Below are 13627 nucleotides of genomic sequence, written 5' to 3'. Positions count from 1 at the left end.
TCCGCGTCGGGGATCTCGGGCAGGCGGATCGGGCTGGGCATGTCAAGGTACGGCGGAAAGGTGAGGGTTAATCTCGATGCGATACTTTAACTGATCTCGTCAGCATACTGATACTGTTGCCATGACTTTTTGAGAAGTTACAAATCTAGGCCCCTTTTTTTTCCCGCGGGACACTGGCGGATAACACGAATCAAGACAGTGCAACACGGACTTGTCTAGGCGTCTCCCCAGCGGTCAACCGACGAACATGCAACGCTGTTGACCTTGCCAGATTCCCCCGGTGTCTTCCGTCCCTTTTCCCCCGTAATGCAATGCTCCGGTTACCGCTGGGCGACCCGCGTTTGCTGCGCTATAACCGCCTGCGCAGTCAGACGCAAAAACTCAACATCCGGGGTATCTCCTACGGCGCACCGTGCTAGAACCAGAAGCCGCGCATCGGCGCGCGCTAGGGTGTCTTGATCTGCGGCTGACAGACTATCGGAAGGTGTCAATGCTAGCGATTCGCGAGCATTCAACATCATGAAGGCATCGCCACAGTCAGGGCTCCAATATTCAACGTAGTCACATGCTCTCGCTGTCCGGGTGTCCCGTAGAGCGGGATCAGGACCAACCGGCCGGGCTCCGGGAGGTTGTCCAGCGCCGCGAGGGTCTCCGGGAGGGTGTCCAGGTCCAGGGCCTTCGGGAGAGTGCCAGGGCCAGCGCCGGCCGTGGAAATAGAAAACGCCCCGCTGGGAACCGTGTCTACGCATGAAACGCGAGGGGCGTCAAAGCCGCAAACTCAACCAACCACGGGGCGTACTCTCAAATAAACCAATTTAACCCGACACAATTGACCGTCTAAGCCGCTGGCTTTTGTGTTGGTTTCTGTTGTATCCGGCACCGGCCTACCGTTCGTCGGGCCGCTGAGCGGTAGGATCGAGAGTCCACCAACTTGCGACGTAGCGCGTTCTCGTGCTCGGCAACTTCGGCCTTGGTCGCCATCTGTCGATCAAGGATTTCCGCCAGTGCACGGGCCTGGGTTACGGCTTGTTGCTCGCTGAACCCGCCCGCTTTGAGGGTTTCGGAATAGGCCAGGGTGTCAAGAATGAAGCTGGTCATGTCCTTTCAATGTCTGCTGTCATCGTGGGTGCTCCGGGTGAAAGGCTGTAGGTCACTGGGCGGCGGTCCGGGCACGGGGCGGAGGCTCGGCAACCGTAACCGATAGTAACCAGCCCAATCAAGGCACCGCGATCAGCCGCGCGCTGCACCCGGCCCCGGAAGTTAGGTCCGCCAAACAATGGCGTCGTCGCGGTGGTTACAAAATGCCCCTTTAGCCGCTAGAGTAACGTACCGTGCCGCCGTAGCGCCGCCGCCGGTCCTTTCTGTGCCCCAAGGATCCATCGCCAGGTAATCGCCGTGAGCAACCCTTTCTTCGACCGGCCGATCCTCAACTCCCCCTATGCGTACCCAGCCCGCCACTGGGAACTGGATGACACGGGCCAACCGACCCAGAAAATCGTCGAGGCTCGGCGCCGGGCGGAGTTCATCACGCCGATCCCCAAGCCGAAGAAGCAGAAGGGCGCACCCAAGCAGGGCGAGCTGCTCTTCGATGACGGCAAGGGACTGAGCACGGAGGCCCAGCGTTACGACCACACGGCCATCATCAACGCCGTCCGCCAAGAGGTCGACCGCTGGCGGCTGGACCCTGATCCGAACCACTGGCGGGTCACCCCGGAGACTGCGCGCCTCCTTACGCACTGGCGACATCACCCGTTCAGCAGCCTGCGTCCCTTCTTCTGCCAGATCGAGGCCGTCGAGACCGCCATCTGGCTGACCGAGGTCGCGCCCCAGATCGGTAAGGCCGGCGAGCGCTTCCTGAATCATCTGGCCGACGCCAACCACGACGCAAATCCGGAACTGATGCGCCTGGCGCTCAAGCTCGCCACCGGCGCCGGCAAGACCACGGTCATGGCCATGCTGATCGCTTGGCAGACGGTCAACGCCGTGCGCCGGCCCTCAGCCAAGAAGTTCACCCGCGGTTTCCTCATCGTCGCCCCTGGCCTGACGATCAAGGACCGCCTGCGCGTGCTCCAGCCCAACGACCCGGACAGCTACTACGCCAGCCGCGAACTGGTGCCGGGCGACCTGTTGGACGATGTACGGCGCGCCAAGATCGTGATCACCAACTACCACGCCTTCCGGCGGCGCGAGCGCATCGAGCTGTCCAAGGGCGGCCGGCTGTTACTCCAAGGCCGCGGCGGCGATGCCCTGGACACCCTGGAGACAGAGGGACAGATGCTCCAACGCGTCATGCCCGACCTGATGGGTCTGAAGAACATCCTGGCCATCAACGACGAGGCCCACCACTGCTACCGCGAGAAGCCCAACCACGACCTGGAAGGCGACCTGAAGGGAGACGACAAAAAGGAGGCCGAGAAGAACAACGCCGCCGCCCGCCTGTGGATTTCCGGCTTGGAGGCCGTCAACCGCAACCTGGGGTTGACCCGCGTCTTCGACCTCTCCGCCACCCCCTTCTTCCTGCGCGGCTCCGGCTATGCCGAGGGCACCCTTTTCCCCTGGACCCTGAGCGACTTCTCGCTGATGGACGCTATCGAGTGCGGCATCGTCAAGTTGCCGCGCGTGCCGGTCGCCGACAACATTCCAGGCGGCGAGATGCCCATGTTCCGCAACCTGTGGGAGCACATCCGCGCCAAGATGCCCAAGAAGGGGCGCGGCAAGTCGGAGGCCCTCAACCCGCTGGACCTGCCGACCCAGCTTCAAACCGCGCTGGAAGCACTCTACGGGCACTATGAGAAGACCTTCGCGCTCTGGGCAGAGGCCAAGGTTGTGTCACCGCCCTGCTTCATCGTCGTCTGCAACAACACCTCCGCCTCCAAGCTGGTCTACGACTTCATCGCCGGTTTCGACCGCAAGAAGCCGGACGGAACCACCGACCCGGTGCCCGGCCGCCTGCCCCTGTTCCGCAACCACGATGAGCACGGCAACGCCCTCCCACGGCCCCGCACCCTCCTGATCGACAGCGAGCAGTTGGAGTCCGGCGAGGCCCTGGACGATAACTTCCGAGCCATGGCCGCGGATGAAATCGAGGGTTTCCGCCGCGAGATCATCGAGCGCACCGGCGACCCGCGTCAGGCCGAGAACCTCACCGACCAGGACCTGCTGCGCGAGGTCATGAATACCGTCGGCAAGCCCGGCCGGCTGGGGGCCGACATCCGCTGCGTCGTTTCGGTGTCTATGCTCACCGAGGGCTGGGACGCCAACACCGTCACCCATGTGCTGGGCGTGCGCGCCTTCGGCACCCAACTCTTGTGCGAGCAAGTCATCGGCCGGGCACTGCGCCGCCAGTCCTACGACCTCAACGAAGACGGGCTCTTCAATGTGGAATACGCCGATGTCCTCGGCATCCCCTTCGATTTCAACGCCAAACCCGTGGTGGCGCCGCCTCAGCCGCCGCGCGAGACCATCCAGGTCAAGGCCGTGCGCCCCGAGCGCGACGCGCTCGAAATCCGCTTCCCCCGCGTCGCCGGCTACCGCACCGAACTGCCGCAGGAGCGTCTGACTGCCGAGTTCAACGACGACTCCGTGCTCGAACTCACGCCCGACCTGATCGGTGCCACCAGGACCCAGAATGCGGGCATCATCGGTGCAACGGTCGACCTCGACCTTGTCCATACCGGGGACGTGCGGCCATCCCAGATGGTCTACGAGTTGACCTCTTACCTGGTGCTCAACAAGTGGCGCGACGCGAATGACGAACCGCGCCTCAACCTGTTCGGCCAACTCAAGCGCATCGCGCGCCAGTGGCTCGATGGCTATCTGGTGTGCAAGGGCGGCACCTTCCCGGCACAGCTCAAATACAAGATGCTCGCGGACATGGCCTGCGAGCGGATCACTGCCGGTATCACCCGCGCCTTCATCGGCAAGCGCCCGATCCTGGCACTGCTTGACCCCTACAATCCGGTTGGCTCCACCGCCCGTGTCCGCTTTAATACCAGCAAGACCGAGCGCTGGGAAACCGACTCCCGCCGCTGTCACATCAACTGGGTAATACTGGACAGCGATTGGGAGGCCGAATTCTGCCGCGTTGCGGAGGCCCATCCGCGGGTGCGTGCCTACGCCAAGAACCATAGTCTGGGGTTTGAAGTACCCTACCGCTACGGCTCGCAGATGCGCCGCTATCTGCCTGATTTTGTCTTGCTGGTGGATGACGGCCATGGCGAGGACGACTTGCTGCACCTGACCGTCGAGATCAAGGGCTACCGTCGCGAAGACGCCAAGGAAAAGAAGTCCACCATGGACACCTACTGGGTGCCCGGCGTAAACAACCTCGGCACCTTCGGGCGCTGGGCCTTTGCCGAATTCACCGAGGTCTATCAGATCGAGGCCGATTTCAAGGCAAAGGTCGAGAGCGAGTTCAATAAGATGATCGAGACTGTCGCGCCGATCCCAGCGACTCGGGAGGCGTCGCGATGACGACGGGGAAACCCATCGGCCAAACCGTTCTTCTCGTTCCCATGCTCCGCGTGGGAATGCAGTCTTGGCCGCTCCAGCGGCCGGAACACTCGTGCGAGCCGGCATCGCGCGGGGATCAGCAAATAGAGGTCATCATGCGAACCACTGTTAACCTTGACGAAGGCTTGCTCAACGAGGCACAGCGGCTTACGGGCCTTACCCAGCGCGCGGCCTTGATCCAAGAGGGGTTGAAAGCATTGATCGCGCGAGAGAGCGCCAAGCGTTTGGCACTCTTGGGCGGAAGTGACCCCCAAATTGATCCGATTCCACGGCGGCGGCCTGAATCTCGATGATCCGGCGACCGCCTTGGCCAGCCCGGCTCGGATCTGGACGCGGGACAAGCGGCTGGCAGTCGTCGCCGCCACGCTCAACCTGAAGTTCCAACCGGAAACCCATTGATATGGCGCGCAAACCCGAGCCAGGAAAGGTCGTGGAAACACTCACCCACGACGAAGCCACCCGCAGGAACATCCCGACGGCCGAATATCAGTCGGTGATGCAGAAGGATGAGCAGGATCCGGTGCCGGTGACCTATGCTCGCGGCACGGTCGGGCTTGATGAGGAAAAGGAGGAGCGCAACCGCGACCTCGATCCACAACTCGTCTGGCGCGGCAAGGATCAGCAGGATTGGAGCGATCTCGTCGTCCACGCGCCACCCCTCTACATTCAGGAGAAGGTTCACCCCAAGGTTCTGATTGACGACCTGCTGCGCCAATCCAATCGGCCCGCCCCATCCGGGGGCGAGGGAGAGCAGTTCGACCTCTTCGCCGACTTCAACGGCATCCCCAAGGACGCCGACCGGACCGAGTTCTACCGGCACGACCAGAACTGGTCCAACCGCATGATCCTGGGCGACTCGCTCCAGGTGATGGCGAGCCTGGCCGAGCGCGAAGTGCTGCGCGGCAAGGTCCAGTGTATCTATCTCGATCCGCCCTATGGCATCAAGTTCAACAGCAATTTCCAGTGGAGTACCACCAGCCGTGATGTGAAGGACGGCAATGTCAGTCACATTACCCGCGAGCCGGAGCAGGTGAAGGCGTTTCGGGATACCTGGCGGGATGGGATTCACTCCTATCTGACCTATCTGCGGGATCGGCTGACCGTGGCGCGGGATTTGTTGACCGATTCTGGCTCCATTTTCGTCCAGATCGGCGATGAAAATGTGCATCTTGCTCGCTCTCTTCTGGAGGAGGTGTTCGGAAAGGCGAACTTCATCAGTCAAATCACAATTGCGAAAACGGCAGGTGCTACCGCAGATCTGCTTCCAGGAATATCTGATTATATTCTCTGGTTCGCGAAGAACCTGGAATCGGTTAAGTATCGGCAGACCTTCCAAGAAAAATCCGGGCCGGAGGCCGGGGCTGGTGAATACAAATATGTGCTGCTAGCGGACGGTCAGACGCGCGTAATGACCAAGGAAGAGAAAGATGGCGCACCGATTCCTGCTGGTGCCGACCTCTATCGTCCAAGCGCGACGACTTCCCAGCGCCCGCCCGGAACCGATCCTTTTTCTTTTCGCGGGTTAGTCTTTACACCGGGCTCAGCGCAGTATTGGAAAACGAGCATTGCCGGTCTGACGAAGCTTGGCCTTGCGGGACGTCTCATTCCTCGGAAAGCGTCAATTTCCTATCTTCGGCGCCTTCGCGACTTTCCCGTGATGCCGGTAACCAACGTGTGGTTCGATACACGATGGGGGTTTGACGCTCAGGACAAGAGGTACGTCGTTGAGACCAACACAAAGGTAGTTGCCCGCTGCATCCTCATAGCAACCGATCCCGGCGATCTGGTACTTGACCCCACATGCGGCTCCGGCACCACAGCCTATGTCGCTGAGCAATGGGGCCGCCGCTGGATCGCCATCGATACCTCCCGTGTCGCACTCGCACTAGCCCGCGCCCGCGTCATGGGCGCCCGCTACCCCTATTACCTGCTCTTTGATTCACGCGACGGCCAGATCAAAGAGGCCGAGGTCAGCCGCACCGCCCCATCCTCCCAGCCGACCCATGGCGACATCCGCTACGGCTTCGTCTACGAGCGTGTGCCGCATATCACGCTCAAGTCCATCGCAAACAACAGCGAGATCAACGTCATCTGGGATAAGTGGCAGGCGACCCTGGAGCCGCTACGCGAGGGCCTGAACGCCGCGATGACGCAGCAGTGGCAGGAATGGGAGATTCCGCGCGCCGCCGAAGAGCCCTGGCCGACCGAACCCCTGCGATTCTTCTCTGAGTTGAAGACCGAGCAGGCGAAGGGTGCGAACACCAGGGCGAGTAAGGTCGAAGACGCTTTGCGCGCGATCAATAAGGTCATGAAGCGCGACTATACAATCGAGACGCTACCAGATCGCCCGGTCGACCCCTGGCCCGAACCGGCGGCGAAGCTGCACGCGGACTGGTGGCAGGCCCGCATCGCCCGCCAGCAGGAGATCGACGCCTCCATCGCCGCCAAGGCCGATTCCGAGTACCTCTACGACAAGCCCTACACCGACAACAAGAAGGTCCGCGTCGCCGGCCCCTTCACCGTCGAGAGCCTGTCGCCGCATCGCGTGCTCGGCGTGGATGAGAACGACGAACTGGTTGACCCCAACGAGAAACAGGTGGCCGATCCAGGGGCGGGCTACGGCGAGAAACAGACCTTCCCGCAGATGATCTTGGAGAACCTGAAGGTGGCCGGCGTACAGCAGGCCCACAAGGAGGACCGCATCACCTTCACGTCGCTGACGCCCTGGCCCGGCGATCTCGTCTGTGCCGAGGGCCGCTACATCGAAGGCAACGGCGAGACCGGCACCGAGCGACGCGCCGCCATCTTCATCGGTCCCGAGTTCGGCACGGTCACCCGTCCCGACCTGGTAATCGCCGCCCGCGAGGCCGGCGATGCCGATTTCGACTGCCTGATCGCCTGCGCCTTCAACTACGAGGCCCACGCCACCGAGTTCAGCAAACTCGGCCGCATCCCGGTGCTGAAAGCACGCATGAACGCCGACCTGCACATGGCCGAGGACCTGAAAACGACGTCCAAGGGCAACCTGTTCGTGATCTTCGGCGAACCGGACATCGCGATCCTGCCCGCTGAGGACGGCCAGGTCCGGATCAAGATCAACGGCGTGGATGTCTTCCACCCCAGCACCGGCGAGGTCCGCAGCGACGGCCCCGAGGGCATCGCCTGCTGGTTCATCGACACCGACTACAACGAGGAGAGCTTCTTCGTCCGCCACGCCTATTTTCTCGGCGCCGCCGACCCCTACAAGGCGCTGAAGACCACCCTCAAGGCCGAGATCAATGAGGAGGCTTGGGCCACCCTCAACAGCGACACCTCGCGCCCCTTCCCCAAACCCGCCTCCGGGCGCATCGCGGTCAAGGTCATCAATCACCTGGGGGATGAGGTGATGAAGGTGTTTCGGGTGGTATGACATGAGTTCCATGTTATCCCAAGTGCTGTGGATCAGCGACAAGAGGACGCCTAAGTGATCACTCGATTGACACTGCGCAACTTCAAGAGTGTGGATGAACAAGTTTATGACTTTACCCAGTTTGACTTGCTGGTCGGACGGAATAATAGCGGTAAGAGCACGGTGCTTCAGGCGCTTGCTATCTGGCAATTCTGTGTAGATGAGTTTCACCGGTCTCAACGCAGTGGAACGAAAGGCATCCAGGTTGTGCTTCCCAACTTCACTGCACTGCCATTGCCGGAATTTAATCTGCTCTGGAAAGATCGCACGGATCGCCGTTGGCCAATGGTCAATGGAAAAAAGAAGCAGGAATATATTCTGATTCACATTGACGTCGAGTGGCGAACAGAAGTCGGGGAGATGGACTCGTTCAGTGTCGAGTTGCGTTACCACTCGCCACAAACGATTTACGCCATACCCAGTGATGGCTGGGCGAAGTTCCGCGAATGCGAGAAATCGGGAAATCTTCCGAGGATTGCTTATGTACCGCCGTTCTCAGGTTTAGAACCCGCCGAGAAATGGTTGGATGTCTCTCCCATCCGTCAACAGATAGGCAAGGGGCAGCCCGGCAGCGTGCTGCGAAATCTGCTCTTACGGGTTTGCTCCCCATCGCCAGACGAGCCGGATGATAGCAAAGGCAACAAGCATATTGGTCCGCCGGTCGACTGGCAGGAAGTCGCCGCCATTATCGACCGCTGGTTCTCGGTTAAGATTCGCGAGCCAAGATACGAATCGGTGAAGGATGTCTATATCACGGTCGAATATCGTCAGCACGGAAAGGATTACGACATCATCGCCGGAGGTAGCGGATTTCACCAAACCTTGACGCTACTGGCTTTCCTTTACGGCTATCACCCAACAACAATTCTGCTCGACGAACCGGATGCGCATCTACATGTGAATCTGCAGCGCGAGATTCTTGATTACTTCAAACGTAAGGCGATTGAGAGGAGCACGCAGTTTCTGATCGCCACCCACGCCGAGGAGTTCGCCCGCGGGGTCGATGCTGCTCAGATTGTATCGCTCCTGAGCCAAGCCCCCAAGCGCATTCAGTCTACGCCTGAAGTGCTGCGTGCAATGGCTGAAGTGTCAAATGAGGAAATCACCCGACTGATGGCGTCACCCTACATCCTTTATGTGGAGGGCGAAAGTGACGAGCGGATTCTGAGGGGGTGGGCGGATCAGTGCAATGCCCAGGCGGCCATGGACCGCGTCTGCTTCAAGAGTATGGGTGGCGGGGGTAAAGGGTACATGAAGCAACACGCGGACGAACATTTCGCCGCGCTAAAGCAGATTATTCCTAGCGCGTCGCGAATGATGTTATTTGATTACGATGACCACGCAACCTGGCACCCGCCAGCCGCAAACTCAACGGTGGTCGAGTGGAAACGCAAGAACATAGAGAACTATTTGCTTGTGCCTGACGCATGGAAGCGCGCGGCTTTGGGTCAGCTTCGATACGCCGAGGACGAATTGTTCGCGCAGCCGACGATTCAGACTATCGATGCCTTCTTCGTTGGCGAGAACTTGACTCTTCCGCCAGGTAAATCGTGGCGCAGTGTATCCGCAAACGTATTTAGTGTTGTGGATGGCAAGCGGATACTATTCGAAAATGACGAATCACTTTTTCAGCAACTCAAGAATGCGAGGGAGCCCGTGCGCTTAATACGTGAGGAAGTCGCCATGGTGATGCGGGCCGACGAAATTCACGACGATGTCCATCATTTTTTTGGTAAGTTGGTTTCGCTGATCGGGACTCACTGATGGACTTCCGCATCGCCGACACCTTCACCGACAGTCTAGCCCGCCTGACCGGCGACGAGCAGAAGGCTGTCAAGACCACTGCGTTCGACCTCCAGGTCAATCCGGCCAATCCCGGGCTGAGCTTCCACAAACTGGATGACGCACGGGACAAGAACTTCTGGTCGGTGCGCGCCAGCGGTGATATCCGACTGATCGTGCACAGGTCATCCGACAGCCTGTTGCTTTGCTATGTGGACCACCACGACCGCGCGTACAGTTGGGCCGAGCGGCGCAAACTGGAGGTCCATCCGCGGACCGGCGCCGCACAGTTGGTGGAGATTCGCGAGCGCGTCGAAGAGATCGCGGTCCCGCGGTACGTCGAAGTCGCGCCATCCGCACCGGTGAAGCCGCCGTTGTTCGCTCAGCGGCCCGATGCTGAGCTATTGGGCTACGGCATCCCGGTCGAATGGCTCGCGGACGTGCGCCAGGTCAACGAGGACAGCCTGCTGGAGTTGGCCGGCCATCTCCCGGCCGAGGCGGCAGAGGCGTTGCTCCAACCGGCCACCGGCGGTCAGCCGGCCATACCGCGACCGCCGGCAGCCCCCGGCGTCGATCCCTTCGCCCATCCGGATGCCCAGCGGCGCTTCCGCCTCATGGGCGATCTGGAGGAGCTTGAGCGCGCCTTGGAGTACCCCTGGGACAAGTGGACGGTCTTTCTCCACCCGGCCCAGCGCCAATGGGTGGAGCGCGATTTCGCAGGGCCGGCGCGGGTCTGCGGCTCGGCCGGAACGGGGAAGACGATTGTCGCCCTGCACCGGGCGGTGTTCCTCGCTCGCAAGCACCCGGACAGCCGCATCCTGCTGACCACCTTTTCCGAGACGCTGGCGAACGCACTACGCACCAAATTACGGCGCCTGATCAGCAATGAGCCGCGCTTGGCCGAGCGCCTGGAGGTCCAAGCCCTGGATGCCATCGGCGAGCGACTCTACGAGCGTCACCTCGGCCCCCCGAACATTGCCTCGCGTGACCTGACGACCAGCCTGATCGCCAAGGCGAGCGCGGCCGCGACGGGTCAGAAGTTCAGCCTCGCGAACGACCTGGCGAACCGCAAGCAGCGGCCATTCGACTTCGTGTTGGTGGACGAGGCACAGGATGTGAGCGTGCCCCAACTGCGGTTCCTCGCCGCCCTGGGCGCCGGTCGCCCGAGCGGCCTCTTCTTCGCCGGGGACTTGGGTCAGCGAATCTTCCAGCCGCCGTTTTCGTGGCTGTCCCTCGGCGTCGACATCCGGGGCCGTGCCAGGACGTTGCACATCAACTACCGCACGTCGCACCAAATCAGGACCCAGGCGGATCGGTTGCTGGGGCCGGCGGTGTCCGACGTTGATGGGAACACGGAAGACCGCCGTGGCACCGTCTCGGCATTCAATGGACCTCAGCCCCGAGTGAGCGTCTTCAAAACCCCGGACGAAGAGGCCAGTGCCGTCGGCGCCTGGATCGGCGAACGTGTCAACGAGGGTGTCGCTCCGCACGAGATCGGCATTTTCGTGCGCTCCGCGACCGAACTCGACCGCGCCCGCGAGGCTGTCACCAAGACCGTCCTGCCCTTCAAGGTGCTGGACGAGCACGTCGAAACGAGCCACGGGCATGTTTCGATTGGCACTATGCATCTGGCCAAGGGCCTGGAGTTTCGGGCGGTCGCCGTGATGGCGTGCGACGACGAGATCGTTCCCTTGCAGGCGCGCATCGAGACCGTGACCGACGACAGCGATCTGGAAGAGGTCTACAACACCGAGCGCCATTTGCTGTACGTCGCCTGCACGCGGGCGCGAGATCACTTGCTGGTCTGCGGTGTCGATCCGGCTTCCGAGTTCGTTGAGGATCTTCAGATACTCTAAGTCAGAACACTGTGGACGTTTGTCGCGATCCGCCCGGCGGTTTGACCTAGAGTAGCGTGAGAGTGAGGACCTGCCCATCATGACTGATCATCCTATTGATCCCGCCATCCGTTCGGAGATCGAGCGACACCTTGCAGCGATCGAAGCGGATCACGCGGTGCGGATACTTTTTGCGTGCGAATCGGGCAGCCGGGGTTGGGGTTTCGCCTCTCCCGACAGCGACTACGACGTGCGGTTTCTGTACGTGCATCCGCTGGCTTGGTATCTGCGGGTGAGTCCGCCGCGTGATGTGATCGAGGTGCCAATCTCCGGGGTGCTGGATATCAATGGGTGGGAGCTGCGCAAGGCGCTTGGACTGCTCAAGAAAGGTAACTCGACCTTGGTCGAATGGCTTGACTCCCCCGTTGTCTACCGCGCCCATGCGCGGTTCCTTGAAGCGATCCGTCTGGCGGCCCGGTGCACTCACAGACCCGAGCGCTCTTTCCACCACTACGTCCATATGGCGCGTGGTAACTACCGCACCTATCTCCTCGGTGAGCGGGTACGCCTGAAGAAGTACCTGTATGTGTTGCGTCCGTTGCTGGCCGCTCGGTGGATCGAGCAAGGTCGCGGCGTTGCCCCCATGCGGTTTCAGAACCTGGTGGACGCCTTGGTGACCGAGCCAGTCCTGCGGGACGCCATCGCCGATCTGCTGGCCAGGAAGCGTCGCGCCTTGGAGTCCGAGCACGGCGCGCCGCTGCGGGTCATCGACGACTACATCGCGGCCGAACTCACGCGCCTCGAAGTGGCCTCGGTTCCCCTGCCGCGGGACATCGATTTCTCGGTGCTGGATCGGCTGCTGCTCGATACCGTCACGCACTCGGAGGGGGCCGACTGATGGACTTCCGGATCGCCGACACCTTCACCGACAGCCTCGCCCGCCTGACCGGCGACGAGCAGAAGTCTGTCAAAACCACGGCGTTCGACCTTCAGGTCAATCCGGCCAATCCCGGGCTGAGCTTCCACAAACTGGATGACGCAAGGGACCAGAACTTCTGGTCGGTGCGCGCCAGCGGTGATATTCGACTGATCGTGCACCGGTCATCCGAGAGCCTGTTGCTCTGTTACGTGGACCACCACGATCGCGCCTACGGCTGGGCCGAACGGCGCAAGCTGGAGACCCATCCGCGGACCGGCGCCGCACTCATGGGCGATCTGGAGGAGCTTGAGCGCGCCTTGGAGTACCCCTGGGAAAGTGGACGGTCTTTCTCCACCCGGCCCAGCGTCAGTGGGTGGAGCGCGATTTCGCGGGGCCGGCGCGGGTGTGCGGCTCGGCCGGGACGGGGAAAACGCATCTGGCCAAGGGCCTGGAGTTTCGGGCGGTCGCCGTGATGGCGTGCGACGACGAGATCGTTCCCTTGCAGGCACGCATCGAGACCGTGACCGACGACAGCGATCTGGAAGAGGTCCATAACACCGAGCGCCATTTGCTGTACGTCGCCTGCACGCGGGCGCGGGTTCATTTGCTCGTCAGCGGCGTCGAGCCAGCTTCAGAGTTCCTTGAGGATCTTCAGGTACCGTAGGGCAGCTTTCCGTTCGGGGATCAGCCTAGGCCCGGCCGTAACTGGGTCAGCCCTCGGTCAGTTCCAGCCGCCGCTCGATGCGCTCAACGCGCTTGGTGAGTGACTGGACGGTCTCACGGTCGCTCCCGGAGAAGCGCGTAGAGACTGCCCAAGGTCTGCTCAATAGCAGATAGGCGAATCTCGATGCGGTCCAGTCGCTCGCTGTGGTGATCCTGTTTCGCGCGAATCGCTCGCAGGTGTTCCAGGACCAGGCTTTCAATGTCTGCGGTCATTGGGTTTCTCGTGTTCGACGACTTCAGCCTTGGTCGCCATTTGCCGATCAAGGATTTCGGCCAGGGCGCGGGCCTGGGTTTCGGCTTGCTGTGGGCTGAATCGGCCCGCCTTGAGGGTGTCGGCCTTGATCATTAAGCCGGCCAGACCAAGCTGGCACTCGTCGCGGCCGGGGGCCGCTCCTACCGCGGCCGGGG

At 61.5% G+C, this 13627-nt stretch carries 11 protein-coding genes and 1 pseudogene; 8 read left to right on the top strand and 4 right to left on the bottom strand.

The window, feature by feature from the left end:
• Window positions 1-837 precede the first annotated feature (837 nt).
• Entirely contained in the window at window positions 838-1098 is a 261-nt protein-coding gene (locus QZY03_RS17490) for a hypothetical protein (RefSeq protein WP_295583299.1), read from the bottom strand.
• Between the two features lie 297 nt (window positions 1099-1395).
• On the opposite strand from QZY03_RS17490, the gene QZY03_RS17485 reads away from it, so the two are divergent.
• Together QZY03_RS17485 and QZY03_RS32175 are read left to right on the top strand one after the other, a co-directional pair.
• Window positions 1396-4473 (top strand): BPTD_3080 family restriction endonuclease, encoded by a 3078-nt coding sequence (locus QZY03_RS17485; RefSeq protein ID WP_295583297.1) that lies wholly within the window; start codon window positions 1396-1398, stop codon window positions 4471-4473.
• Complete coding sequence (locus QZY03_RS32175) at window positions 4470-4805, top strand: type II toxin-antitoxin system VapB family antitoxin (protein WP_363170120.1); 336 nt, start codon at window positions 4470-4472, stop codon at window positions 4803-4805. Before QZY03_RS17485 ends, QZY03_RS32175 begins: the two co-directional genes overlap by 4 nt.
• Before the next feature lie 74 nt (window positions 4806-4879).
• On the opposite strand, the gene QZY03_RS17475 is transcribed toward QZY03_RS32175, so the two are convergent.
• Window positions 4880-5332 (bottom strand): hypothetical protein, encoded by a 453-nt coding sequence (locus tag QZY03_RS17475; RefSeq protein ID WP_295583295.1) that lies wholly within the window; start codon window positions 5330-5332, stop codon window positions 4880-4882.
• A gap of 48 nt (window positions 5333-5380) precedes the next feature.
• On the opposite strand from QZY03_RS17475, the gene QZY03_RS17470 reads away from it, so the two are divergent.
• From QZY03_RS17470 to QZY03_RS17445, 6 genes are all read left to right on the top strand, one after another.
• Window positions 5381-7921 (top strand): site-specific DNA-methyltransferase, encoded by a 2541-nt coding sequence (locus tag QZY03_RS17470; RefSeq protein WP_295583293.1) that lies wholly within the window; start codon window positions 5381-5383, stop codon window positions 7919-7921.
• Between the two features lie 66 nt (window positions 7922-7987).
• Window positions 7988-9724 carry an ATP-dependent endonuclease gene (locus tag QZY03_RS17465; protein ID WP_295583291.1) on the top strand — a complete coding sequence of 579 codons (1737 nt, stop codon included), beginning with the start codon at window positions 7988-7990 and terminating at the stop codon, window positions 9722-9724.
• Entirely contained in the window at window positions 9724-11598 is a 1875-nt protein-coding gene (locus QZY03_RS17460; RefSeq protein ID WP_295583289.1) for a UvrD-helicase domain-containing protein, read from the top strand. The genes QZY03_RS17465 and QZY03_RS17460 overlap by 1 nt, the downstream gene beginning before the upstream one ends.
• 79 nt (window positions 11599-11677) lie before the next feature.
• Entirely contained in the window at window positions 11678-12475 is a 798-nt protein-coding gene (locus QZY03_RS17455; RefSeq protein WP_295583287.1) for a nucleotidyltransferase domain-containing protein, read from the top strand.
• Window positions 12475-12969 (top strand): hypothetical protein, encoded by a 495-nt coding sequence (locus QZY03_RS17450; RefSeq protein WP_295583285.1) that lies wholly within the window; start codon window positions 12475-12477, stop codon window positions 12967-12969. Before QZY03_RS17455 ends, QZY03_RS17450 begins: the two co-directional genes overlap by 1 nt.
• On the top strand, window positions 12969-13160 hold the full coding sequence (locus QZY03_RS17445; protein WP_295583283.1) for a hypothetical protein: 192 nt from the start codon (window positions 12969-12971) through the stop codon (window positions 13158-13160). The genes QZY03_RS17450 and QZY03_RS17445 overlap by 1 nt, the downstream gene beginning before the upstream one ends.
• Before the next feature lie 113 nt (window positions 13161-13273).
• On the opposite strand, the gene QZY03_RS17440 is transcribed toward QZY03_RS17445, so the two are convergent.
• A complete protein-coding gene (locus QZY03_RS17440) occupies window positions 13274-13432 on the bottom strand; it encodes a hypothetical protein (RefSeq protein WP_295583281.1) in 159 nt (52 codons plus the stop codon).
• Window positions 13416-13627: pseudogene (locus tag QZY03_RS17435) on the bottom strand (hypothetical protein); the annotation flags it as partial. The pseudogene QZY03_RS17435 and the gene QZY03_RS17440, both read right to left, overlap by 17 nt.

The organism is uncultured Lamprocystis sp., assembly GCF_903933125.1.
Lineage (GTDB): Bacteria > Pseudomonadota > Gammaproteobacteria > Chromatiales > Chromatiaceae > Thiodictyon.
Note: the sequence above shows the minus strand (reverse complement) of the source record. Positions and strands in the feature narration are given on the sequence as shown.